Source organism: Halobacillus sp. SY10, assembly GCF_045401165.1.
Classification (GTDB): Bacteria; Bacillota; Bacilli; order Bacillales; family Halobacillaceae; genus Halobacillus; species Halobacillus aidingensis.
On the sequence record NZ_CP174345.1, the window covers coordinates 1,296,358 to 1,320,645 of the forward strand.

Annotated in this window: 22 protein-coding genes; 16 read left to right on the top strand and 6 right to left on the bottom strand. The window is 42.6% G+C overall.

Going from position 1 to position 24,288, the window contains the following annotated elements:
* Positions 1 to 151 precede the first annotated feature (151 nt).
* The 7 genes from opp3b to spxA all read left to right on the top strand — a co-directional run bounded on the left by opp3b (position 152) and on the right by spxA (position 7,700).
* Positions 152 to 1,078, top strand: coding sequence for an oligopeptide ABC transporter permease (opp3b, locus tag ACJA3J_RS06640; protein WP_089653936.1), 927 nt, complete (start codon positions 152 to 154; stop codon positions 1,076 to 1,078).
* A 6-nt stretch (positions 1,079 to 1,084) separates the two neighbouring features.
* Positions 1,085 to 2,215, top strand: coding sequence for an oligopeptide ABC transporter permease (opp3C, locus tag ACJA3J_RS06645; protein WP_089653937.1), 1,131 nt, complete (start codon positions 1,085 to 1,087; stop codon positions 2,213 to 2,215).
* A gap of 16 nt (positions 2,216 to 2,231) precedes the next feature.
* Positions 2,232 to 3,290, top strand: coding sequence for an ABC transporter ATP-binding protein (locus tag ACJA3J_RS06650; RefSeq protein WP_406945824.1), 1,059 nt, complete (start codon positions 2,232 to 2,234; stop codon positions 3,288 to 3,290).
* Entirely contained in the window at positions 3,287 to 4,225 is a 939-nt protein-coding gene (locus tag ACJA3J_RS06655) for an ABC transporter ATP-binding protein (protein ID WP_115824133.1), read from the top strand. Before ACJA3J_RS06650 ends, ACJA3J_RS06655 begins: the two co-directional genes overlap by 4 nt.
* Before the next feature lie 169 nt (positions 4,226 to 4,394).
* Positions 4,395 to 5,615 (top strand): putative glycoside hydrolase, encoded by a 1,221-nt coding sequence (locus ACJA3J_RS06660; RefSeq protein WP_089653940.1) that lies wholly within the window; start codon positions 4,395 to 4,397, stop codon positions 5,613 to 5,615.
* Positions 5,616 to 6,428: 813 nt separating this feature from the next.
* Positions 6,429 to 7,019: an N-acetyltransferase gene (locus ACJA3J_RS06665; protein WP_089653941.1), complete on the top strand. Its 591-nt coding sequence runs from the start codon at positions 6,429 to 6,431 to the stop codon at positions 7,017 to 7,019.
* 285 nt (positions 7,020 to 7,304) lie between these two features.
* Positions 7,305 to 7,700, top strand: a complete 396-nt coding sequence (gene spxA / locus ACJA3J_RS06670; RefSeq protein WP_008638741.1) for a transcriptional regulator SpxA — start codon at positions 7,305 to 7,307, stop codon at positions 7,698 to 7,700.
* Between the two features lie 83 nt (positions 7,701 to 7,783).
* On the opposite strand, the gene ACJA3J_RS06675 is transcribed toward spxA, so the two are convergent.
* Positions 7,784 to 8,449: a TerC family protein gene (locus tag ACJA3J_RS06675; RefSeq protein ID WP_115824137.1), complete on the bottom strand. Its 666-nt coding sequence runs from the start codon at positions 8,447 to 8,449 to the stop codon at positions 7,784 to 7,786.
* 295 nt (positions 8,450 to 8,744) lie between these two features.
* Between ACJA3J_RS06675 and mecA the strand changes: the two genes are divergently transcribed.
* The 3 genes from mecA (at position 8,745) to pepF (ending at position 12,682) form a co-directional block, all read left to right on the top strand.
* Positions 8,745 to 9,443, top strand: a complete 699-nt coding sequence (mecA, locus tag ACJA3J_RS06680; RefSeq protein ID WP_089653943.1) for an adaptor protein MecA — start codon at positions 8,745 to 8,747, stop codon at positions 9,441 to 9,443.
* Positions 9,444 to 9,659: 216 nt separating this feature from the next.
* Positions 9,660 to 10,808, top strand: coding sequence for a competence protein CoiA (locus ACJA3J_RS06685; RefSeq protein WP_406945825.1), 1,149 nt, complete (start codon positions 9,660 to 9,662; stop codon positions 10,806 to 10,808).
* 65 nt (positions 10,809 to 10,873) lie between these two features.
* Positions 10,874 to 12,682 carry an oligoendopeptidase F gene (gene pepF, locus ACJA3J_RS06690; RefSeq protein WP_406945826.1) on the top strand — a complete coding sequence of 603 codons (1,809 nt, stop codon included), beginning with the start codon at positions 10,874 to 10,876 and terminating at the stop codon, positions 12,680 to 12,682.
* A gap of 309 nt (positions 12,683 to 12,991) precedes the next feature.
* On the opposite strand, the gene ACJA3J_RS06695 is transcribed toward pepF, so the two are convergent.
* Genes ACJA3J_RS06695 through ACJA3J_RS06705 form a run of 3 tightly spaced genes read right to left on the bottom strand, consistent with a single transcriptional unit; the run spans position 12,992 to position 14,913 of the window.
* Positions 12,992 to 13,879, bottom strand: a complete 888-nt coding sequence (locus ACJA3J_RS06695) for a ClpXP adapter SpxH family protein (protein ID WP_406945827.1) — start codon at positions 13,877 to 13,879, stop codon at positions 12,992 to 12,994.
* Entirely contained in the window at positions 13,876 to 14,274 is a 399-nt protein-coding gene (locus tag ACJA3J_RS06700) for a globin (RefSeq protein WP_115824142.1), read from the bottom strand. Before ACJA3J_RS06700 ends, ACJA3J_RS06695 begins: the two co-directional genes overlap by 4 nt.
* 54 nt (positions 14,275 to 14,328) lie before the next feature.
* Positions 14,329 to 14,913: a CYTH domain-containing protein gene (locus ACJA3J_RS06705; RefSeq protein ID WP_115895138.1), complete on the bottom strand. Its 585-nt coding sequence runs from the start codon at positions 14,911 to 14,913 to the stop codon at positions 14,329 to 14,331.
* A 133-nt stretch (positions 14,914 to 15,046) separates the two neighbouring features.
* Here ACJA3J_RS06705 and ACJA3J_RS06710 point away from each other — a divergent pair, with 133 nt between their 5' ends.
* The 3 genes from ACJA3J_RS06710 to ACJA3J_RS06720 are packed head-to-tail and all read left to right on the top strand — an operon-like array spanning position 15,047 to position 17,378.
* Entirely contained in the window at positions 15,047 to 15,685 is a 639-nt protein-coding gene (locus ACJA3J_RS06710) for a GTP pyrophosphokinase family protein (RefSeq protein ID WP_089653949.1), read from the top strand.
* A gap of 15 nt (positions 15,686 to 15,700) precedes the next feature.
* A complete protein-coding gene (locus ACJA3J_RS06715; protein WP_089653950.1) occupies positions 15,701 to 16,507 on the top strand; it encodes an NAD kinase in 807 nt (268 codons plus the stop codon).
* 19 nt (positions 16,508 to 16,526) lie between these two features.
* Complete coding sequence (locus tag ACJA3J_RS06720; protein ID WP_406945828.1) at positions 16,527 to 17,378, top strand: RluA family pseudouridine synthase; 852 nt, start codon at positions 16,527 to 16,529, stop codon at positions 17,376 to 17,378.
* A gap of 53 nt (positions 17,379 to 17,431) precedes the next feature.
* Here the strand turns inward: ACJA3J_RS06720 and prpE are convergent, their stop codons facing one another.
* The gene (gene prpE / locus ACJA3J_RS06725; RefSeq protein WP_089653952.1) at positions 17,432 to 18,163 is read right to left on the bottom strand and encodes a bis(5'-nucleosyl)-tetraphosphatase PrpE; all 732 of its coding nucleotides are present in this window, start codon (positions 18,161 to 18,163) and stop codon (positions 17,432 to 17,434) included.
* Between the two features lie 246 nt (positions 18,164 to 18,409).
* Between prpE and mgtE the strand changes: the two genes are divergently transcribed.
* The 3 genes from mgtE to fabI all read left to right on the top strand — a co-directional run bounded on the left by mgtE (position 18,410) and on the right by fabI (position 23,373).
* A complete protein-coding gene (mgtE, locus tag ACJA3J_RS06730; RefSeq protein ID WP_089653953.1) occupies positions 18,410 to 19,774 on the top strand; it encodes a magnesium transporter in 1,365 nt (454 codons plus the stop codon).
* Positions 19,775 to 19,789: 15 nt separating this feature from the next.
* Entirely contained in the window at positions 19,790 to 21,652 is a 1,863-nt protein-coding gene (locus ACJA3J_RS06735) for a monovalent cation:proton antiporter family protein (RefSeq protein ID WP_406945829.1), read from the top strand.
* A gap of 941 nt (positions 21,653 to 22,593) precedes the next feature.
* Positions 22,594 to 23,373, top strand: a complete 780-nt coding sequence (gene fabI, locus ACJA3J_RS06740) for an enoyl-ACP reductase FabI (RefSeq protein ID WP_406945830.1) — start codon at positions 22,594 to 22,596, stop codon at positions 23,371 to 23,373.
* Positions 23,374 to 23,420: 47 nt separating this feature from the next.
* Here the strand turns inward: fabI and ACJA3J_RS06745 are convergent, their stop codons facing one another.
* Positions 23,421 to 24,128 carry an EAL domain-containing protein gene (locus ACJA3J_RS06745; protein WP_406946279.1) on the bottom strand — a complete coding sequence of 236 codons (708 nt, stop codon included), beginning with the start codon at positions 24,126 to 24,128 and terminating at the stop codon, positions 23,421 to 23,423.
* Between the last annotated feature and the right edge of the window lie 160 nt (positions 24,129 to 24,288).

Here is a 24,288-nt window from a genome sequence, read left to right on the forward strand (position 1 = left end):
AGGCTTGCTTTAAAGGGGAGAGAGTATATGTCCAACGTGTTGGCGTATGCTCTCTTTTTCCCTGCCATCAAATTATTCAGATTATAGACAAATTTCTGTCAATTATGACAACATGATAAGTTTGTAGGTTTACACATATGGAGGTGTTGATATGACTCGTTATATAATCCAGCGTCTAATATATATGGTTATAACGATGTTTTTAATTGCTACCTTAACGTTCTTTCTGATGAAGTTTTTACCAGGTACTCCCCTAAGTGCTGCAGATAAATTATCAGATGAACAGCAAGCGGTAGTTTTAGAAAAGTATGGATTGAATGATCCAGTTCCTGTTCAGTATTTCAACTATATGGTCAACTTGGCTCAAGGTGATTTAGGTATTTCATTCCAGTTCGACAATCGAGAGGTCACTACAATTATTATGGAGAGAATCGGTCCGTCTGTTCAACTAGGATTCCAAGCGATGATTATAGGAACAATCATTGGTATGCTGTTGGGACTGGTATCTGCGATTTACCATAATGGAATCATGGACTATACGTCTACATTCCTTGCTGTATTAGGACAGTCCATACCATCATTTGTATTTGCAGGTTTATTACAGTTTTATATTGGTGTTAAGTTCGGCTGGCTGCCAGTTGCCCTGTGGGAAGGCTGGGAATATACCATATTACCAACCATTTCGTTGGCCATCTTCCCAATTGCAATTGCTGCCCGTTTTATGAGAACAGAAATGCTTGAGGTTATGGGTTCTGATTATATTGTTACAGCCCGTGCCAAAGGTGTGAATAAAGTCGGTGTTGTATTTAAGCATGGTTTAAGGAATGCTTTAATTCCATTAATTACAGTGTTAGGTCCGCTAGCTGTAGGATTGATGACAGGTACGCTTGTTATTGAAAACATCTTTGCCGTGCCTGGCATTGGTGAACAGTTCGTTAAGGCGATCAATATGAATGATTTCCCAATCATAATGGGTACAACCCTCTTAATCGCTTTCCTATTCATCTTCATCATCCTGGTCATCGACTTGCTTTATGGAGTCATCGACCCTAGAATTCGACTGGCGGAAGGAGAGTGATCGACTATGGATAACCACAAACCATCGAAAGACTTATTTGTGCCCGTAGAAACGACAGAAACAGAAAATGAGAAGATATCACGGCCGAGCCTTTCCTTCTGGCAGGATTCCTTTATTCGTCTCCGCAAGAACGTAGGAGCGATGATTGGACTGGCTGTTTTGATTGTTTTAGGTTTAATGGCTGCTTTTGGTCCATATATGAACGATTATGGACAGTATGAACAAGACCTTTCTCGTGCCAAAATGCCCCCTAAGATAGAGGGTCTGGCGTGGCTTGGAATGGATGGTACACTTTCTGATGTACAGTCTGCCGACACATTAGAGGGCGCACAAACAAAAGCCCTGATGCGTTTTAATAACCAGGAAGAGTTTATCACGACGGAAGTATTGAATGATGGCTCCAATGGTGAACAAGCAGAAGTCAGAGCCACTTATGATGTATATGCTGCCAAAGACATGGATGAGAACTTTTGGTTCGGTACTGACGGTTTGGGGCGTGACCAGTGGTCTCGTACTTGGATGGGAACACGTGTCTCTCTTTATATTGCCCTACTGGCTGCAGCAATAGATATGGTTATTGGAGTTGCATATGGTGGGATTTCAGCTTATTACGGCGGTCGTGTTGACAACTACATGCAGCGTTTCATTGAAATCCTCGTTGGTATTCCAAACTTGGTTCTCATTATTTTAATGATTCTAATACTAGAACCAGGAATCATGTCTATTACCATAGCCCTTGCCATATCGGGATGGATCTCAATGGCACGGATAGTCCGAGGACAAATATTGAAATTGAAAAACCAAGAGTTCGTTCTTGCATCTAGAACGTTAGGTGCGAAAGATGGACGTATATTGCAAAGACATTTAATTCCGAACACATTAGGTTTAATTATTATCAACACGATGTTCTCGATTCCTTCAGCGATTTTCTTTGAAGCTTTCCTAAGTTTTATCGGACTAGGTCTACCAACTCCGATGGCCTCTTTAGGTACACTCATCGATGCAGGTTTCGATTCATTGCAGATTTATCCGCACATTCTATTATTCCCGGCAATTATAATCTCACTTATCATGATTGCCTTTAACGTCTTAGCTGATGGTCTTCGTGATGCATTCGATCCGAAGATGCGCGAATAGGAGGTAGGTGTACAAAATGGAAAAACTACTAGATGTTAAAAACTTACATGTCTCCTTTGACACCTACGGTGGTGAAGTCAAAGCTGTACGCGGCGTTAACTTTGATGTGAAAAAAGGAGAAACTTTAGCGATTGTAGGAGAGTCAGGTTCCGGTAAATCCGTTACAACTAAAGCCCTTATGCACTTAATTCCAAAGCCGCCGGGTCGGATCAAAGAAGGAGAGATCCTTTTTGAAGGTCGTGACCTTGCGAAAATGAACGAGAAACAGATGCAGAAGATCCGCGGTAAAGAAATCTCAATGATTTTCCAGGATCCTATGACTTCTCTGAACCCGACGATGAAAGTTGGAAATCAGATCATGGAAGGTCTGATCAAACACCAAAAAATGAGTAAGCCTCAGGCTCGTAAACGTGTCATGGAATTACTTGAGCTTGTAGGTATTCCAGATGCTGAAAACCGTATGAAACAATATCCACACCAGTTCTCGGGTGGTATGAGACAGCGTGTCGTTGTTGCCATTGCCTTGGCTTGTAATCCTAAACTGTTGATTGCCGATGAGCCTACAACAGCCTTGGATGTAACGATTCAGGCGCAAATCCTGGAGCTTATGAAAGATATTCAAAAGAAAACAGATTCAGCGACCATTTTCATCACGCACGACCTGGGTGTTGTAGCAAACGTTGCTGACCGAGTAGCGGTTATGTATGCGGGGAAAATTGTGGAAGTCGGCACGGTAGATGATATATTCTACAATCCACAACATCCGTACACATGGGGATTATTAGGCTCTATGCCTTCACTTGACAGCGCGGATGAAGAGCTTTTCGCTATCCCTGGTACACCACCAGACTTAATGCACCCACCAAAAGGGGACGCTTTTGCTGCGCGTAACAAATACGCGATGAAGATCGACTTTGAACAAGAGCCACCAATGTTTAAGGTAAGTGATTCACATTACGCAGCTACATGGTTGCTGCATGAGCATGCACCAAAGATTGAACCACCAGTAACGGTGAAGAAGCGTATGGAAGGCATGGCGAATTCATCCAGCAGTTCGGAAGGTGAACGAGTATGAGTCAAGAAAAACTAGTCGAAATAAAAAATCTTAAACAACATTTTAAAACAGGCCGTCATAGTGTTGTAAAAGCCGTGGACGGTTTGAACTTCAACATCTATAAAGGGGAAACGTTCGGACTTGTTGGTGAGTCTGGTTGTGGTAAATCGACAACTGGACGTACGATCATCCGTTTGTACGATGCTACAGATGGAGAAGTCATTTTTGACGGAGAAAACGTACATGGGAAAAAATCTCGTGAAGACTTGAAGAAGTTCAACCGTGAAATGCAAATGATTTTCCAGGATCCTTATGCATCGTTAAACCCTCGTATGAAGGTTGAAGATATTATTGCAGAAGGAATGGACATTCACGGACTTGCGAAAGATGGAAAAGCCCGTAAAGCGAAAGTCCACGAGTTGTTGGAAACGGTAGGGTTGAATAAAGAGCATGCTAACCGTTACCCGCACGAGTTCAGTGGTGGTCAGCGTCAACGTATCGGTATCGCACGTGCCCTTGCTGTAGACCCGAGTTTCATCATCGCTGATGAGCCAATTTCTGCTCTTGACGTTTCCATTCAAGCACAAGTGGTTAACCTTTTGAAAAAGCTTCAAGAAGAAAAAGGTCTAACTTATTTGTTCATCGCCCACGATTTGTCGATGGTCAAATATATCAGTGATCGGATCGGCGTTATGTACTTTGGTAAAATGGTTGAGCTTGCGGATGCAGATGAATTGTACAAGCACCCAATTCATCCCTATACACAGTCTCTACTATCTGCCATTCCATTACCTGATCCGGATTACGAACGTTCTCGTGAGCGTTTCACGTATGATCCTACGAAACATGATACGAGTGAAGAACCTGAGTTCCGGGAAGTACGTCCTGGTCACTTTGTTCTTTGTACCACAAAAGAATTCGAACAGTACCAACGTGAGCACGGTACCGGAGAATAATATGGTGAAAAGGCTCTGTCGAGGTGACAGGGCCTTTTTTTACCTATGTTTAGTACAATTGTTGTGCTATAGGGAAAAATTATGAAAAATTGTCAGAGAGCTCTGTTATAAATGGTCTTCCTCTTTTATAATAAAGATTAGAAGAAATTAGGATAGGAGTAGGATGCACATGGGGAAAAGACAACTATGGATGATGATTTTCACGGGGGTTCTCCTTTTCGGAATGATGGGGTCATTACATATCGTGAAGGCGGAAGATGGAGAAGGAACGAAAGAGGTCGCCATGCTTACGAAAAAACAATCGGGTTTGAAGGAATTAACCGTTCCTAGTCCAGCGGCAAGATTTACATATAACTCTGGATTGACTTTTGAATACCCAGATGCCGTTAGAGGTATTTTTGTTACGGGGCCTTCCGCAGGTGGAGCGAAGATGGCGGAGCTTACGAAACTTGTCGAAGATACAGAACTGAACGCGATGGTCATTGATATAAAAGAGGATAACGGGAACATCACGTTCGAGCCAGAAGAAGGTTCTCCTTATGCGGACGTTGCCGAGGGATTTATTGATGATCCTCGTGCTATGTTAGAAGAGCTTGAGGAAAAAGGAATCTATCCAATTGCTCGTGTCGTTGTATTTAAGGACAGCTTACTAGCTGAAAAACGCCCGGACTTATCTTTCACTCAGAATGGACAAGTTTGGAAAAACGGAAAAGGTGAATCATTCGTCAATCCATTTATGGAGGAAGTTTGGGAATATAACGTAGAACTTGCAAAAATAGCAGCAGAAATGGGTTTTGAAGAAATTCAGTACGATTATGTCCGCTTCCCAGAAGGTTTTGGAAGCCGTGACGATGTTCTCGAGTACGGCCAAGGGAAGTACGGAGATATGGATATGGACAATGTCCAAAAACGCGTGCAGGCCGTTACAGATTTTGTCGAATATGCCAGTAAAGAGTTGGAATACTATGGTGTTGATGTCTCTGTAGATATCTTTGGCTATGCAGCAACCATTACAGAAGCACCTAACATCGGACAGAACTTTTCAAAGATTTCATCAAATGTTGATGTTATTTCATCTATGATTTATCCAAGTCACTGGGGGCCGTATTTTGGAATCTCCAAACCGGATACTGAACCTTACCGTCTAATAAGTGAATACGCAAAAGTCGAGAACGAGGTATTGGGAGCATTAGAGAATTCTCCAACCTCGCGCCCTTGGCTGCAGGATTTTGAAGCTCCATGGCTTTATTCTGGACCTACGAAGCAATATGGAAAAGCAGAAGTGGAAGCTCAAATTCGTGCCTTAAACGAAAACGGGATTGACGAATTCCTTCTATGGAATGCTGGAAACAATTACACGAAAAACGTAGACTATACACCCTTAGATTAGTAAAAAGGTGTGGGATCAAAAAGATTCCACACCTTTTTCTTTATTGAAGATAATGGCAGGATTCTTGAAGACTTGATTTCGAGATGTTTCGGGTTTCGTTTGCCGTATTGAGCGGTGGGGGTGGTTGGGAAGCAACTCGCTTTCCTGTGGGGGAGCGCGGAGCTTCCTCGGGCTACCGCCCTGCGGGATCTCGCCTGTCTCCTTCTCCCACGGGAGTCTCGCAGCTTCTCAACCACCCCATTCGATGCAGGAGGAAACGAACCCTCTCACTGTGAGAGGGTGCCTTCCACTATCCTGGTGTTTTAAGCATAAAGCGCACTATAACAACCTTTTCGCATACGTAATAGCGTTCTTGGGAGTTGATTCCCTCCAATTACCATGTGCATAAAAGCAGCTTATTCCGGATGTAGTTTCGAGATACTTATATGGCAAAGGGGCGGAGGGGAATGGCGAGACTCCTGCAGGAAAAAAGTGCATGGTGAGACCCCACAGGACGTAGTCCGAGGAGGCTCACCGCGCTCCCGCGGAAAGCGAGCTATTCCCCGCAGCCCTCACCCACTCACCAAAAGTCTCGAAACTGAGTCTTCTAGAATAGGGAGCTGAGCTTATCTGGAATATCAAAAGGTAAAGAAGGGGGACGTTTTTTCGGAGCTATTTTAGGAAATGGATAAATAGAGCATATCTTATAAGAATCCTCCACATTCTATACACAGCTGACGCTACAAATGCAAAAGAAAGTGTATAGAATAGCATTTAACAACTGAATGATTATTCGGTATAATAGAAGATGACTAATGATAAGGGAGTAGATCAATGAATTGGTATGAGAAGTTGAACGAGTATTTCCCAGTAGAGGAAATGAAATCAAAAGAACACATGGAAGCATTATTGAAAGAAAAAAGTGATGTGTACTACAAAGATGAAGGAGAACACCACGTCCTTATGTACGCGGAATTTGATTCTTTTCTTTTCATCGACTATGTATACGTTTCCACTGCTTCACGTGGTCAAGGACTTGGTCATAAACTCATCGAAAAAATGAAGGCGAAAGGGAAGCCGATCATCCTGGAAGTCGAACCTGTCGATTATGATGACTCGGATACTGAAGCAAGACTCCGCTTTTATCAGCGTGAAGGATTTAAGCACGCAAAATCCATTGGTTACACAAGACGCTCTGTTGTTACAGACGAACTCAATCAAATGGAAATCCTTTACTGGTCTCCAGAAGATGCGTCTGAGGAACAAATTTATGAGCAGATGAAAGAGATGTACACAGAAATCCATACGTATAAGGATAAAGAATTCTACGGAAAATCCTATCAGCCTGTCGATGAAGTGCTGACTCATGATGAAGAGCGTGATATGGAAAACATCCTAAAAGAACTGGATAAAACAAAAAACTGATCACATATACCCACCGTTAATTAAGGTGGGTATTTTCAATGGAAGGCTATTAGTTGAAAATAGAATAATTTTATATTTTCTCTAAAAAAGAGGTTTAACCTTATATATAACGTGGTATAAGAACATGGAAACGATTTATAATTGCTTTCTGTAACATATGTTCGTGTTTTTATAGATGAAACTTGACAGGTGTGTTATAGTAGAATCATGGTTAGATTATATTGATTACAAATAAAATAAGCAATTAAAGTTCTACCATAAAATATTGAGGAGTGAAGTTTCTGTATGGTTACACTTTATACCTCACCAAGTTGTACATCATGTCGAAAAGCTAAAGCATGGCTGGAAGAGCACGATATTCCTTACACTGAACGAAACATCTTTTCCGAGCCGCTAACGTTGGATGAGATTAAGGAAATTCTCCGTATGACGGAGGATGGAACGGAAGAAATCATCTCTACACGCTCAAAAGTTTTCCAAAAATTGAAGGTGGATTTCGATCAGCTGCCGATGCAAGATCTTTTTGACTTGATTCAGGAGAACCCTGGTTTGTTACGTCGCCCAATTATTTTGGATGACAAACGACTGCAGGTAGGTTATAACGAAGATGAAATTCGACGTTTCTTACCTCGAAGTGTACGCACATTCCAATTGAAAGAAGCTCAACGCTTAGTCAATTAATAAATGAAAAAGCTGTGATGGTGATCAAACCATCACAGCTTTTTTATTCCCTTATTCTTACTTAGAAAATGGGTGATTTTTTGTTAGACTGCCGTGCCTTTTCTTTTGTTGGAAAAATAACCTAAAGTAATGACTGCAATAACCATAACCACTGCAAACCACTGATGGATGAGTGGATAATCTTCCATATACTGCAGGATATAGCGGTCTTCCATTACCATCTCGGCAGCTGTGTAAGCTAAAATCCCAGCGCCGAAATAAATGAGGAGTGGAAACTTGTCCATGAGCACGAGGATGATTCGGCTTCCCCAAACGATGATAGGTACAGATACGAGAAGCCCGATGATGACGAGAATGATGTTGTTGTGAGAGGCTCCAGCTATGGCAAGTACATTGTCAAAACCCATCACGATATCAGCAAAGACAATTGTTTTTACAGCAGCAGCCAGGCTGTCACCTGCTTTGATGTGATCGTTCTCTTCTGTATCAGTTAGCAGTTTCATGGCAATATAAAAGAGAAGCAATCCTCCGATTAATTGAAGGAAAGGGATTTGGAGAAGATAAAGAGCAACCATAGTCAAAAGGACTCTGGCAGCGATGGCTAAGCCTGTCCCGAGAAGAATCGCTTTGTTTCTTTGCTCAGGGGGTAAATTGCGGCTGGCCAGTGCTATGACTACGGCATTATCACCGCCAAGAATGATATCAATACTGATAATGATGAGTAATGGTTCAAGCAAGTCCCAGTTCATTGAAAAATCCTCCTGCTATGTAGTGACAAACCTAAGGGAATAAGCTAAAATATAAAGTCAATCAACCGAATGAGGGCCTATTTCCATGTTTATTCATGACACAAATGGTTATATGCTGAAATCGAGCATTTTGTTTTCAAAACAGCCTTTGCTGTCATACAATAGAAGTACATCAACCCTTATTTCCACACATCATGACGGTTGAAGCTTTGGCCTAACGGGTAAGGTTTTATAAGCTACGCAAGGGTGAGTGTTCCCTTCCCCCTTAAAACATGACAAGAAGGGAGAGAAACGTATGGAAATCGAACGCATTAATGAAAATACCGTTAAATTTTACGTAACATATCAAGACGTAGAGCAAAGAGGTTTCGACAGAGAAGAAATCTGGTATAACCGAGAACGCAGTGAACAGCTTTTTTGGGAAATGATGGATGAAGTGAACGATCAGGAAAACTTCCAGGCGGATGGTCCATTGTGGATTCAGGTCCAGGCGATGGACAAAGGACTAGAAGTGATCGTGACTAAGGCTCAAGTATCCCAGGATGGCCAAAAGCTCGAACTTCCGAATGAGGACGGTAAGGCAATTGATGTTCCAGTGGATGAAAAACTGGAGTCACTGCTTGATGATAAATTCCAATCTTCCGAAGACTATGATCAAAGAAATGAATACGATGAGGATCAGGAGGATTCAGATGAACCTCTGACGTTCACACTCAAATTCAATGATTTTGAAGATGTGATCCAACTGAGCCACTACGTATTACCAACTGAATCCATGGAGCAGCGCTTATTCCATTTTGAAGACCGCTACTATTTATATATTCAATTCAATGATGAAAATATGAGTGATGATGACCAAGAAAATGTGTTGAGTCAACTTATGGAATACGGACATGAGTCATCCCTTACGATTCACAGGTTGGAGGAGTATGGAAAAACGATATTCAGCGAGCAGGCATTGGAATCAGTGAAAGAATATTTTCCTGTCGATTAATTCGACGAGCACACCACCACGTGTGCTTATTTTTTTGTCTTAAATGATATTTATTTACTTCAAAATTGTGGGCCATTTAAATGAAGACTCAGTTTTGGATACTCAGGCTATTTCCCTAAGGTTTGACAGCGGTTCGAGGTTCGAATCCGGTAAGTTAAGCAGGATTATTGGGGCCTTGTGTCGAATAAAAGGACATAGGAGGTGATCAAGCAGGTGTTGTATGCTTTAGATACAAATGGAGATTTACAATCTTTGTACCAGCTGACGCAAGCGGAAATAAATTTGGCAAGGAAGAACCCCTATTTTTGTCCTGTCTGTCATGAAATGTTGCAAATACGGTCGGGGACACGGACGGTTCCTCACTTTTCCCATCTTCCCAAAAGCAATTGTACTGTGCTAAAAGGAGGGGAGACTGTCGAACATGATCGAGGGAAATGGCAGTTGTTTACATGGTTGAAGCATCAAGGGTATGAGGTTCAGCTGGAGCAGTACTTGCCAGAGATTAGACAAAGACCGGACTTATACTTAATGGTCAATGATAAGAAAATCGCGATTGAGTATCAGTGTGCTTCTGTCCCCAAGCGCGAAATCAAAAAACGAACCCTCTCCTACTGGGACGCAGGAATTTTTCCTCTCTGGATTCTTGGTGCAAAACACCTTCAATCCTCAAACTCCAATCATTGTTCTCTCAGTGATTTTACCCGCTCTTTCCTTTATTACTTAAATGATGATTATCACTTATATTTCTTTCATGCTTCAAAAAATATCATCTGCGTGCTTTCAAATGCCAAATCCGCAGGTGGACGCCGGGTCTTTGCTAATACTTTCTCCTCATCTTTAACTAATCTTAGTTTTGCTCAGTTATTTTCCTCTGTACCATATAGTCACGGAGAAGGGCATTTCTTAAGAGAAGTAGAGAGATTATGGTATAAAAATCGGACGGTTTATCAGAGTCAGGTAAGTTCTGAAGAACGTCAATATCGTCAGTATCTTTACTTAAGGGGTTATCACTTCTCGTTAATCCCGAGTATTTGTTATTTGCCTGTGCCCGCCCAAGTTCAATCTGTAATGAGGCCGTATGTATGGCAAACCCGTCTTTTCCTGGATCATTTCTTTCACCTTCCTATAGGTTCTCCTATCGAATTTCCCTTCCTGAAGATTTCTTCGACTCCAAACGGATATGTCCCTCATTTAAGCCAACAATATTTAGACTTACTTACTCAATTAAATATCATAGAAAAAACAGGGAAGAATAATTATATCAAGAGCAAACAGGTCCCCTTCCATAAACGAGTGGAGGATGCGCTGGAAGATGACCGTAGGACGTTGGAACAGTTGAAAAATTTACAAAGAATTAAGATTTAAGAAGGGATTTGCACCTCAATCGAGAAATTTTTAGGGTGACGAATTATTTTGAAGGAGGATGTTGAATGTCGTCTGCGAAAGAACTACCAAAAAGAGAAGATATACCTGTTGATAAAACATGGGACCTTGAAGCCATGTTTGCCACAGATGAAGAATGGTATAAAGAATTAGAAGAAGCGAAGGAGCTGCTTCCTGAATTAGAAAAGTACCAGGGTAAACTGGGGGAATCGGCGGAACAGCTATATGAGCTTCTTTCCTTTCAAGATAAAATTTCACATAAAATTGGCTTGTTGTACACTTATGCCCATATGAGAAATGACCAGGATACAACGAATGCTCATTATCAGGAGATGAATGCAAAGGCTGAGAACTTATACACGAAGATCGCCTCGGCTATGAGTTTTATCGTTCCAGAGATTCTCGCTCTACCTGAAGGGAAAGTGAAAAGCTTTATTGAATCTTATGAGCCCTTAGAGCTATATGAACATACACTCGATGAAATCACACGCCAACGAGCTCATGTATTGAGTGAGAAAGAGGAGAAATTGTTGGCTGGATTTTCTGAGATTGGTGCCAACCCTTCACAAACTTTCGGTGCCTTAAATAATGCGGATCTCACTTTTCCAACTATAAAAAATGAAAAAGGAGAAGAGGTCGATCTAACTCACGGGCGCTATATCAATTTTCTGAAGTCAGATGATCGGGAAGTGAGAAAATCTGCGTTTGATGCCATGTACGATACGTTTGGGTCGTTCAAGAACACATTTGCCTCCACACTCGGAGGACATGTGAAGAAGAACAATTTCAACGCGTCTGTAAGGAAATATGACCGGGCAAGACAAGCCAAACTGGATAGCAATAATATCCCCGAATCGGTTTATGATAACTTGCTCGAAGCAGTAAACGAAAGACTTCCTCTCTTGCATCGCTATGCAGAGCTTCGAAAAGAAGTGCTGGACCTTGATGAAGTTCATATGTATGACTTGTACACTCCACTTGTGAAAGATGCAGAGATGGAAGTTACGTACGAAGAAGCTCAGGACTTGGTCATCAAAGGCTTGGAGCCGTTGGGTGAAGAATACGTTAATATCGTTAAAGAGGGGTTTGAAAATCGCTGGATTGACGTAGAGGAGAATAAAGGGAAGCGAAGCGGTGCTTATTCATCCGGCCATTATGGAACAAACCCATATATTCTTATGAACTGGCAGGATAATGTAAATAATTTATTTACGTTAGCTCATGAACTCGGCCATTCTCTTCATAGCTATTATACGCATCAAAACCAGCCATATCGCTACGGTAACTACTCCATTTTCGTGGCAGAGGTAGCTTCTACATGTAATGAAGCCCTTCTCAATGACTATATGATTAAGAAGACAAATAGTGAAAAAGAGAAGCTTTATTTATTGAACAACTTTTTAGAAGGCTTCCGTGGTACGGTTTTCCGCCAGACGATGTTTGCGGAATTCGAACACGAGATTCACGTTCAAGCCCAGAACGGCGAGGCTTTGACAGCTGAAAAACTGACAGAAATTTATTATGAGCTAAATAAGAAATACTTTGGCGAGAATATCGTCATTGATGAAAAAATTGGTCTTGAGTGGGCACGTATTCCGCATTTCTATATGGGATATTATGTGTACCAGTACTCTACTGGTTATGCAGCCGCACAGGCATTAGCAGGACAAATCCTTGAAGAAGGAGAACCAGCGGTTGAACGCTATAAAAACTTCTTGAAGGCGGGCAGCAGTGACTATCCGATTGAGGTCCTAAAGCAGGCTGGAGTCGATATGACATCGAAAGATCCCATATTATCAGCATTGGATGTTTTTGAAGAAAAATTAAATGAAATGGAACAACTTTTGAAAAAATAACACAGATTAACCCACAGAATAAAAGGTTCTGTGGGTTTCTTTATTTAAAGCCGCGAAATGTTTTCTTGTGGGATGGTATGGATAAAATGAGATAAATCGCAATGAACAATAAGGGCGAACTGATGTAAATGGGATATAAATTCATGAGTGCGAACAAGTGGAAAGCAGCAAGAAATAAAATACTAATTATGAAAAATAGGATTACCCAAATTTTCATCTCCACACACACCTCCATGGTTCATTTTATGGAGAGGAATGGATTCGCATGACTCCTTGCCAAAGAAAAAACTCCCGCTTCCGGGAGTTTAATCAACTTTCGATATATTGCCAAAAAGCTCCATGCTTCACGGGGATTTCCCGCACTTTTTGTTTCAGTACAAGCTTTTTCATTTCTCGTTTCGCTTCTTGTTCTGTCCAGTCATACACAACCGCTATTTCTTTGTTGGCAACGAAGCGATAGTGTTGCAAGAAATCCTCCAAAGCTGGTTTTATTCCTGGCTTTGGATCTTTTTGTAGCATTTCTTTCAACACTTTCACATAAACGTCGTACGTGTATAATCCTGTGATTTTCAAGCCAGCATCTTCTTCTGATTCGTTAAAGACGACAATGGTAGGAGTGGAATCCACATCCATCTCATGAGCTAATTTCAAGTCACACTGTAAGGCTCTTCGTGCAGCCTCTCCATGGAGATCTTTTTTGAATTCAGAAACATCAAGACGGGACTTTTCAGCACACTCGATTAAAACCGATTCATCTGAAATGTTCTGTTTTTCCAAGAAAACATATTCCTGTACTTTTCGTAAGAAGCGCATTCCAGCCTTTTTTCCTTGTAATTCAGCAGCTTTTACAGCAAGAGCTGTGGCAAACGGGGAGGATACAGGGTTTTCGAGCCATACATCCCCGTCACAGCACATGCCTGTACGTGACCCGGTCTTGTCCCACGCCTCTTTCAAGTTTTCAGGCTTCTTTATTTTATTCTGGTGTAAAGAAGATAGCTTCCCGCTGATGATCGGCCGGAGAGTAAAGAAGCGTCCGTATTCGATCGTGAGCTTTTTGAGGAAGGGTTCCAGTGACCAGCATTCGGGGCATAAGGGATCAATAAAAACATAGATCTCAATCGGTCGTTTCAGTAAATCGAAAAAACCGCTCGCTGTTCCAGTTGTATCACTGTCACTGTTTAAACTTTTCCAACTCACATCGATTCTCCTTTCTCATCTTCTGGTGAATTCATCATATGGTTTGCTGTCATCGTAAGCCTTTCAAACATAAAAGAACGATGCGGTTCTTGAATATCAACCTCATTCATGGCACCGGACATGCAGGATAACCATGCATCTCTTCTTGTAGGTGTGATTTTGAAAGGCAGGTGTCTTGCCCGTAACATCGGATGACCATGTTCCTCCACATAGAGTGGAGGGCCACCGAAGAACTGGGTTAAAAATTGCTTTTGTTTTCGTATGGTTTCTGTAAGATCGTCCGGAAAGATCGGAATTAAATCCGGGTGTTCACTCACACGTTTATAAAAAGCTTCGACAAGCTCATCGATTTTTTCTTTACCAATTTCCTCAAAAAACGTTTCTCGTTGTTGCATAGCATCCCTTCCTGTCTGTTCATCATTTTAGCAATGAGGGCTAGAGAACGGCAACTATTCTGATTGCAGTCGCTTTCTGTCGTAGAAACGTTTGATCTTATTATCTGTTTCACGGTTCGGAATATTGCATACATGCAGGATTTCTTCGATCACTTTTTTCCCGGTCTCTTTAGAACCGGCTTCTACTTCCAGCTCATAATCTTCCTTGTCATAATAAAGGCTGTGGTCAAGGACGACGGTAGCCTCTTTGTAGGCAAGTTCTTTTCGTCTCGTTGTAAGAGAACCGAGGTAGTGAAGATTTTCAAGGGATATACCAAGGTCATCCAGTTGCTTGGATACATGAGGCTTTTCTGTCATTTTGTTTTGAATCCAAAGATTGGCTTCTTCTTCTGTAAGCGGATCATGAGTTTCAAGCAGACCTTCTGCATGTGGCTGCTTCAGCGTCAATGTCCATTGACCTTGTTTTTGACGTATTCTTAAAGCGGCTCCTTGCTGCTTTAGATTTAGGTCTTCTGTTTCAAAATAATAATTGGTTTGTTCCATGAGTTCAACTGATTTGAATGGTAAAAAATGATAAACCTTTTCATATTCGTCTTCTGTTAATAAGTTTTTAAACTCGATTTCAATTTCCTGTGCCATGGTTAAGACCTCCTGATCGTAGTATAATGTCAGGCGCTCTGCTTATTCTGCAGGCTAACTTTATGATACAATGAATGATGAACAAAACGCACATATTTACTATGAAGATTGGATACATAAAGGTGGTTGCTTGATGAATTGGGATATATTTATAGCACCTTATGCACAAGTTGTGGAAGAATTAAAAATTAAATTAAAAGGCATGCGCCGGCAGTTTGAATATGAGGAAGAACAATCCCCTATCGAATTTGTAACCGGACGCGTCAAGCCGAAATCAAGCATTATTGAAAAGGCTAGACGAAAAGCCATTAATCCTGAAAACATCGAAGAAGAACTGCAGGATATAGCTGGAGTGAGAGTGGTCTGTCAATTCGTTGATGACATTTATGCGGTTGTCACCATGCTTCGGAACCGCCATGATTTTGAAATCGTAGAAGAGAAAGATTACGTTTCAAGGAAAAAGGATAGTGGGTATAGATCCTTCCATGTCATTATTCGTTACCCGGTGGAAACCATTCATGGAGAGAAAAAAGTATTGGCAGAAATACAGATCCGCACCCTTGCCATGAACTTTTGGGCGACCAATGAACACTCATTAAATTATAAGTATTCGGGGAAAATACCATCAGAAATCAAATCACGTCTCAAACGTGCCGGTGAGGCTGCCTTTCAGCTCGATGAAGAGATGTCCAAAATAAAAAGCGAGATCCAAGAAGCACAACGAGCGTTTCTAAGAAAAGAAGAACAAAAAAAGAACCCTAGAAAAACTTAAAGGAGTGGGTGGACGATGAAGTTCTCGATCCTTTCTAAAGGTGATCAAAAATCGAACGAAATCCGTTCGAAAATCAAGAACTACTTGACGGAGTTCAAGTTGGAATACAATGAAGATGAACCAGATCTTGCCATTTCTGTCGGTGGGGATGGCACATTGCTGGAGGCTTTCCATACGTATGTTCACCGATTGGATAAAACAGCTTTTATAGGAATACATACCGGCCACCTCGGTTTTTATGCAGATTGGATGCCGGAAGAATTAGAAAAGCTGATCATTGAGATTGCGAAGACACCGTTTCAGGTGGTCGAATATCCACTCCTTGAAGTTACCATCCGCCCGAAAAGCGGGGGAGAAGAGGACCGCTACCTTGCGCTGAATGAGTGTACGATCAAAACGTCAGAAGGTTCGGTGGTTATGGACATTGAAATTAAAGGAGACCATTTCGAGACGTTCCGTGGAGACGGTCTTTGCGTGTCTACACCATCCGGGAGTACCGCCTATAATAAAGCGCTGGGAGGAGCGATTCTGCATCCTTCTCTTGAAGCCTTCCAAATTGCTGAAATGGCTTCGATCAATAACCGTGTGTTCCGAACGATTGGGTCTCCATTGATTTTACCTAGTCATCATACGTGCATGTTCAAGCCGAAGCATGACCGCAGTTTTCTTTTTACGATCGATCACATCACTCGTACCTATAAAGACGTAAAATCGATTCAATGCCGCGTGGCCGAAGAAAAAGTCCGATTTGCAAGGTTCCGTCCATTTCCTTTCTGGAAACGTGTCCACGACTCCTTTGTAGCTGATGACTACTCAGACTAATGTGACAAAGAGGTGGCAGGTGACAGAGGCTTACGCTGGTTACTCCATTCGGGAATTTCTGTTACAGGCGGGTGAGTTTTCCCGACAATTGCTCAAGAAAGTTCGGATGGACGGTATGGTATTCATAAATGGAACTCAGGTGGAGATGTGGCGCCCGTTAGATACAGGGGATGAAGTCCTCCTCGTTTTTCCTGAAGAAGAAAAAGGAGCGATCTTTCCTCACCAGGGGACTTTACCGATCGTATTTGAGGATGATGATGTCATGGTCCTCGACAAGCCTGCAGGCATCCCAGTGGTACCTCCTTTTGACCAAAAAGAGCCTTCAATTGCAAGTTACTTGCTTTTTGAATATGAAAAAAGAGGGTACCCCTGTACGGCCCATATTGTCACGAGGCTGGACAAAGATACTTCTGGATTGATGTTGATTGCTAAACACGCCTATAGTCATTGGCTTCTAACTAAGAAATTGGACTTGATTTCACGACAGTACGTTGCGGTTGTCGAAGGAGAATTTCGTGAAAAGGAAGGCCTGATTGATGAGCCAATCGGCCGTGCAGAAGACTCCATCATCCGAAGAGTTGTATCTCCAGAGGGAAAGCCTTCAAAAACTCAGTACCATCTGATTAATCAGGAGAAAAATTATTCCCGAATCCGCTTTAAACTCCTCACCGGTCGGACGCACCAAATTCGTGTCCATATGGCTCATAGGGGATATCCTTTAGCTGGTGACACGTTATATGGCGGGGAAAAAGTAGATGGGATGGATGGTCAGGCCTTGCATTGTGAGCGGCTTCATTTCATTCATCCATGGACGAAGAAAAAGATGACCTTTACATCAGAACCACCGAAACATTGGGAAGAATTTGCTTGAGAAGCATGTGTTCGATTCTATTAAAAAGCAGGAGCCACGAGTGCTCCTGCTTTTTAATATCTGAACTTTTCTTCTACGAAAGGCATGCTTGATGGTACACTGATGATTTTTTCTTCAGGCAGTCGAAAAGCGGTCAACTTGCCTCCGAACACACACCCTGTGTCTATATTAACGGTTTTATTAACAAAACGGGGTTCACGGACTGGAGTATGTCCATAGATGATCCATCGATCTCCGGTGTAATGCTGGGCCCAGTCTCGTCTGACGGGACGACCGTCCGGCAGTTTTTCACCAGTAATGTCCCCATAGAGCACGAACGTTTCGATACTTTTACTTTTATGACCGATGTCTTCCTCGCGGATCCCGGCATGAGCAACAACAGCATCAACATCTTCCAAAATTAAGTGCAGAGGGGATTGCTCATACAAATGCTTGAATTGTTTTTTTACATCCATCTGTTCTTGTTTAGATAAGGTACGGTATTCTGCAGCGGTCGTCTCCAATCCATGCTTTTCTTGGACAGGATTCCCTAGAAAAAAACGATACAATTTGTTGCAATGATTTCCCGGGACATAATGGGCTCCTTTTTCTGTAACTAGACGATAGACGAAGGTTATGCACTCCACGGATGAGGGGCCCCGGTCAGTGATATCTCCCACGAACACAGGAGTTCTTCCTTCGGGGTGCTGCGGGAGACCTTCGCTCCATTCATAGCCGAGTTCTTCAAACAGTTGTTTTAACTCATCGAAGCAGCCGTGGACGTCCCCGATTATGTCGTAGTTCATGGTCATTCTCCTTTTGTTATTCAATAATTGTTTTGATGCTGTCCTATATATGGAAGATATTTTTCCCAAGCCTTCGTAATACTAAACATACGGGGAGTTTATTCCCTAACCTGGATTTCTTCTGTTAAACTACATTTATGTGAGGAATTTGGCTGTTAAAAATTGAGTGACTTTCGTTGACAAACATGTGTATCGCCATTAAGATTAAACGGTCAAAAACGAAATAGACACTGGGGAGGGTTGCTTATGGAACACTTAGATGACCAGGAGCGCCAAGAAGTTTGGACGAATATTAAAGATGCTTTGTTCAATGATCACATCGACCAGTTCCGTGCAGAATTTCTCGAACTGCATCCATATGACCAGGCCCGGATCTTTGAAGATTTGGATAAAGAAATCCGGATGCAAATTTACACCTACCTCTCTCCAGAAGAGGTTGCAGATGTCATGGAGCACATCGACTATGATGAGATTGAACCTTTCTTTACTGAAATGGAACCGACTTTTGCTGCGCAAGTCTTCGCTGAAATGTCAACGGATGATGCTGTTGATATTTTAAACGAATTAGATAAAGATAAAGTGGCGAGTTTCTTGACGATCATGGATGATGATGCAGCTGACGAAATCAAAGACCTGCTTCATTATGAAGAGAAAACCGCTGGTTCCATAATGACAACAGAATTTGTTGTCGTTAAAGCCGGTATGACGATCAAGGAAGCGATGGTTCATCTGAGAACAGAAGCCCCGGACGCCGAGACGATTTATTACACGTATGTCATTAATGAAGATAAACGGCTCGTCGGTGTTATTTCGTTGAGGGATTTGATTATATCTGAAGAAGAATGGCTGATATCCGACGTTATGAATGAACGAGTGGTATCGGTCTCAGTCGGTGAAGACCAGGAAGAAGTGGCACGTATGGTGCGCGACTACGACTTTCTTGCCTTACCGGTCGTTGATTTCCAGGACCATCTCCTTGGAATCATTACCGTCGATGACATTATGGACGTCATGGAAGAAGAAGCAAGTGATGATTATTCTAAACTTGCGGCCGTTTCTGACGTTGACAGCCCTGATGACAATGCTTTTGCCTCAGCCAAAAAGCGTTTGCCCTGGCTTGTCATTCTCCTCTTTTTGGGAAGTCTGACAGCCAGTCTCATTGGGCGTTTTGAGGACACCTTGGATCAAGTAGCTATCCTCGCTATTTTTATTCCGCTGATTGCCGGAATGGCAGGAAATACTGGAACGCAGGCACTAGCCGTTGCTGTCCGCGGTATTGCTACCGGGGAAATTGAAAAGCAAGGAAAATGGAAAATGATGATGAGAGAAGCAGGAACCGGTATTATTACTGGGCTCTCTTGTGGTGTATTGATCACTCTCATTGTATATATATGGCATGAAAACTTCTTTTTAGGCGTATTAGTCGGATTGTCCATCTTTATGACCTTGGTTGTAGCAACATTGGCTGGCTCTCTCGTTCCCCTTCTTATGCATCGTTTAAAGATCGACCCAGCTGTTGCCTCAGGTCCATTCATTACAACGGTGAATGACTTGATCTCCATTTTGATTTACTTTGGACTCGCGACAGCTTTCATGAATTTATTGATTTAAGGAAGGAGGGCGAGTATGGAACATGGTGCATCAGTAACTTCTCTAGTTATTGTAATTATCGCAGCATTCATAACTCCCATCTTACTACACCGTTTTAAATTGAATATCATTCCGGTTGTAGTAGCAGAAATCATCGTAGGATTAATCATCGGTCAAAGTGGATTTGATATTGTAGAGCAAGGAAGCTGGTTAGAGATCTTGTCTACATTAGGGTTCATTTTCTTGATGTTCCTCAGTGGATTAGAAATTGATTTTTCTATATTTGCAAGTAGAAAGAAGAAAGCTAAGCCGGAAAACCAGGGGACAGGTGCTCCGAACCCAGTATGGGTGGCGACCACTGTCTTCATTGGGATCTTCGTCATATCTCTGGCACTTTCTTATTTATTCGTGTTGGCAGGTTTCATTGACAATGCCTTTTTGATGACACTGATCATTTCTACCATTTCATTAGGTGTAGTCGTGCCGACGTTGAAGGATGCCCAAATGATGAAGACGACGATTGGTCAAACCATCCTCCTCATTGCGGTCATCGCCGACTTGGTGACCATGATTTTGTTAGCTGTTTTCGTATCCATTTATGGAGAGAGCGGTGGAAACACATGGTTACTGCTCATACTTTTTGCAGCGGGTGTCCTTTTCTATTACATCGGCAAAAAGTTTCGTCATCAGTCGTTCGTGGAGACGATGGCCAAAGGGACGATCCAGATCGATACACGTGCTGTGTTCACACTCATCCTTCTGCTTGTCGCCTTATCTGAGACTGTTGGAGCAGAGAATATCCTTGGTGCTTTCTTAGCAGGTACGCTGGTTTCCTTGCTGTCTCCTAACCCAGAGATGGTCAAGCGTCTGGACAGTTTCGGTTATGGATTCCTAATTCCAATCTTCTTCGTTATGGTTGGTGTGGAAATTGATATTTGGAGCCTATTTACTGATTCACGTGTGCTCATATTGATTCCACTGTTATTTATCGCCTTACTCGTCTCGAAGATTGTTCCTGCTTTAATATTGAGTAAGTGGTATGATAAGAAAACCGTTTTTGGATCAGGTTTTATCCTTACTTCCACACTCTCTCTTGTGATTGCGGCAGCTGCCATCGGGAAGCGGGAAGGAATGATCGATGACCAAATGGAAGGCGCCCTGATCTTAGTGGCTGTCCTGACATGTCTAGTGGCACCGATCGTCTTCAAAAAGGTTTATGGACGATTTGAAGACGAAGACCGTAAGACGGTCGTTTCCTTTATCGGTTCTAACCGCATGACCTTACCGGTTGTTCGAGAACTGGACATTCATGCATATGAGACTCACCTTTATCATACAAAAGTGGATAAAATTGATGAACGCATCAGCCGTAATTGCTTTGATATCAAAGAGTTAGATGGCTATGATGTCGAAAAAATGAAGGAACTCGGAGTCTTTGAAGTAGACTTGATTGTCGCTTCAACGGGTGACGAAGAACGAAATGCTGAGATTGCCCGCTTTGCGAAAGAGCAAGGGGTGGAACGCGTCATTGTCCGAGTAGAGTCCCCAGACTTATCTCAGGAAATGAAAGATCTCAATATCAATGTGTTCTCCGTGTTCTTGTCTTCCAAAGCGCTCCTGAAAGCGATGATCGAAGCACCAAATGTTGTAGATATCTTAACGAAACAAGATAGTGCGCTCTATCAAATCAATATGAACAACTCGGTCTATAACGGCATCCATCTTCGTGAATTTCCATTCACCGGAGATGTCATCATGGTCCGTATCTTCCGCGGAAAAGACTCCATCGTTCCTCACGGGGATACAGAGTTGAAAATGGGTGACCGTCTGATCGTTACAGGCTCTCATGAGTATGTAGAAGAACTGAAAATGGAACTGGAATATTGTGAATGGTGTTAACCCTCAAACCGCTCCTTCTCATCACGAGAATGAGCGGTTTTTTTATCTTCCTTTAAAGTGTAGCTACCGATTGTGGAAGACTCAGTTTCGAAATAACCGGGGTTCGTTTGCCATATTGAGAGTCAGGGGTGGTTGGGAAGCAGCTCGCTTTCCTGCGGGGATGGCGGAGAGCCTCCTCGAGCTAAAGCTCTGCGGGGTCTCTCCAGCCAGTCCATTCCCGCGGGAGTCTCCCAGCTTCCCAACCACCCCATTCGTTGAATGTGAGAAACGAACCCCTTTGCCAAATTGGATTGTCTTCCACTACCCCGCTGTTTAGAAGCATAAATCGCTCTGTATCAAGCTTTCATTAACCTGGACATGGGAGTTTATTCTTACACTCCCATCAAGCTGGATAGCTAACTTATCCAAGGAGTGGTTTCGAGACACTGATATGGTAAAGTGGCGGAGGGGAATGGCGAGACTCCTACCTTAAGTGTGCAGGCGCCTCGATCAGCGGCGTATGGACTGGACTGAGCTGGCGGAGATAAAGGAAACACGAAGAACGGAGTGATTCGATGTTGACTTATCGTACAGAAGCGAGGGAAGTCTCACTAGCCGCTAGGCGCCGGAACCGGATATTGAAGAGGAAAAGAGTGCTAGGTGAGACCCCGCAGGACGGAGTCCGAAGAGGCTCAGGCGCGCTCCCGCGGAAAGCGAGCTATTTCCCGTAGCCCCACAAACTCAATAAAAGTCTCGAAGTCAAGTCTTACACAATCCTGTCATTTAATTGAAAAAGGTGAACTTCGATATCCTGATTTTGGATAGAGAATGGGCTTATGTGAGTGGAAATAGGGAAAGGATAAAGGGAGGTTTGTTTTTCAAAAGTTAATGGTTTAAAATAGGAGCAGGTACTAATAACAAATACTAATTTAGATTCTATTACCTCAAGGAGGGTGTTCAATATGAACTTTTCACTAGAAGGACGTACTTATGTCGTCATGGGAGTGGCGAACAAACGAAGCATTGCCTGGGGGATTGCCCGCTCACTTCACTCTGCTGGAGCGCGTTTGATTTTTACAGTCGCATCGGAGCGCTTCAAAAAGTCGGTTCAGGACCTTGCCGATACTTTGGAAGGTGGCGAGGAGTCACTGGTGTATGAGTGTGACGTGACAGACGATGAAGCGATCATCCAGACGTTTGAACAAATCGGTAAAGATGTAGGGACGATTCACGGCCTTGCCCACTGTATCGCATTCGCGAATCGTGAAGAATTGAAAGATGAATTCTTGAACACAAGTCGCGATGGTTTCCTCACTGCTCACAACATCAGCTCTTATTCTCTAACAGCGGTGTCTCGTGCAGCTCAACCGTTGATGACGGATGGAGGAAGTATCGTAACCCTTACTTATCTTGGTGGAGAACAAGTCGTGAAAAATTATAACGTCATGGGTGTAGCGAAGGCGAGTCTGGATGCTAGCGTCAAATACTTAGCTAACGATCTTGGTAAACATAACATTCGGGTAAATGCCATTTCCGCTGGTCCGATTCGTACACTTTCCGCTAAAGGCGTCGGTGATTTCAATCAAATTCTTAAAGTGATTGAGGAACGTGCGCCGTTAGGTCGTCCTGTTACTCAAGAAGAAGTAGGTGACACCGGGTATTATTTAATGAGTGATCTATCTCGCGGTGTGACCGGAGAAGTGATTCACGTGGACTCCGGATTCAGCATTGTCGCTTATTAATCTAAACTCAAAACCCCTTTTCTACATAGAGTAGAAAAGGGGTTTTGTCATGTGAACAAGCTTCGAAGGTGTGGCCAAACGGTTTCTTTCTTTTTTGTACCGTGGGAGGCAACAAATCGCACCACTTCCGTTAATGGAAGCACTTCTTTTCTATTAGGAACATGGATCAGTGCGAAGTGGTGATCATAGCTTCCTTGATAAGCCATGATCCATGTCATCAGCTCAAAAAATGTGGTATGCTCACCAATTTTCAAGGGAAACATTTGACTATTTCTTTGCAGGTTCAATTGTTCAGAAATGGACACTGGCAGCGGGGGAGGAGGATAGTCAGGCTCTGCAAAATAATAACCTTGCATAAGGAAGATCCCCATTTGAATTAAATGAAGACACTCGCCTTCGGTTTTCACCCCTTCAGCAATAACCCCTGCACCTAACTTCTTTCCGATATGTTGTAAAGCCTCCACCATATATTGTTTTTCACGGAATTGATCGATATGGGTAATCAGGGACCGATCGATTTTCAGGTAGTCCGGTTTCAATTCAGAAATCATTTGAAGAGAGGAATAACCTGCACCGACGTCATCGATCGCCACTTTAAATCCTTGTTTCCTATAATGTTCTAGAAGTTTTCGGAAGCTTTGAAAATCAGAAATGGCGGAGTGCTCGGTAATTTCAAAGACGATCTGGTCCGGGTTCAACCCTGTATTTTTCAAAACGGCATGGGTGAAACCCGGAATAAAAGAATCGTCATGTATGACTCATTCATGTATGAAGTGAGGACATCTTCTGATGACTTGAGTTCTCGTTGTTGAGCAAGGCTCATGAAAACACTCCTAAACAATGGTCTACACCTACCATAACAATCGTAAGATAAAAGAATCGCCGTGTTCTGTTAAATTTGTGTAAAACCATGAG

Excerpts from the sequence above, each read along its gene's own strand:
- opp3b (WP_089653936.1), top strand. The coding sequence starts at position 152 with ATGACTCGTTATATAATCCAGCGTCTAATATATATGGTTATAACGATG.
- opp3C (WP_089653937.1), top strand. The coding sequence starts at position 1,085 with ATGGATAACCACAAACCATCGAAAGACTTATTTGTGCCCGTAGAAACG.
- ACJA3J_RS06650 (WP_406945824.1), top strand. The coding sequence starts at position 2,232 with ATGGAAAAACTACTAGATGTTAAAAACTTACATGTCTCCTTTGACACC.
- ACJA3J_RS06655 (WP_115824133.1), top strand. The coding sequence starts at position 3,287 with ATGAGTCAAGAAAAACTAGTCGAAATAAAAAATCTTAAACAACATTTT.
- ACJA3J_RS06660 (WP_089653940.1), top strand. The coding sequence starts at position 4,395 with ATGGGGAAAAGACAACTATGGATGATGATTTTCACGGGGGTTCTCCTT.
- ACJA3J_RS06665 (WP_089653941.1), top strand. The coding sequence starts at position 6,429 with ATGAATTGGTATGAGAAGTTGAACGAGTATTTCCCAGTAGAGGAAATG.
- spxA (WP_008638741.1), top strand. The coding sequence starts at position 7,305 with ATGGTTACACTTTATACCTCACCAAGTTGTACATCATGTCGAAAAGCT.
- ACJA3J_RS06675 (WP_115824137.1), bottom strand. The coding sequence starts at position 8,449 with ATGAACTGGGACTTGCTTGAACCATTACTCATCATTATCAGTATTGAT.
- mecA (WP_089653943.1), top strand. The coding sequence starts at position 8,745 with ATGGAAATCGAACGCATTAATGAAAATACCGTTAAATTTTACGTAACA.
- pepF (WP_406945826.1), top strand. The coding sequence starts at position 10,874 with ATGTCGTCTGCGAAAGAACTACCAAAAAGAGAAGATATACCTGTTGAT.
- ACJA3J_RS06700 (WP_115824142.1), bottom strand. The coding sequence starts at position 14,274 with ATGCAACAACGAGAAACGTTTTTTGAGGAAATTGGTAAAGAAAAAATC.
- ACJA3J_RS06705 (WP_115895138.1), bottom strand. The coding sequence starts at position 14,913 with ATGGCACAGGAAATTGAAATCGAGTTTAAAAACTTATTAACAGAAGAC.
- ACJA3J_RS06710 (WP_089653949.1), top strand. The coding sequence starts at position 15,047 with ATGAATTGGGATATATTTATAGCACCTTATGCACAAGTTGTGGAAGAA.
- ACJA3J_RS06715 (WP_089653950.1), top strand. The coding sequence starts at position 15,701 with ATGAAGTTCTCGATCCTTTCTAAAGGTGATCAAAAATCGAACGAAATC.
- prpE (WP_089653952.1), bottom strand. The coding sequence starts at position 18,163 with ATGAACTACGACATAATCGGGGACGTCCACGGCTGCTTCGATGAGTTA.
- mgtE (WP_089653953.1), top strand. The coding sequence starts at position 18,410 with ATGGAACACTTAGATGACCAGGAGCGCCAAGAAGTTTGGACGAATATT.
- ACJA3J_RS06735 (WP_406945829.1), top strand. The coding sequence starts at position 19,790 with ATGGAACATGGTGCATCAGTAACTTCTCTAGTTATTGTAATTATCGCA.
- fabI (WP_406945830.1), top strand. The coding sequence starts at position 22,594 with ATGAACTTTTCACTAGAAGGACGTACTTATGTCGTCATGGGAGTGGCG.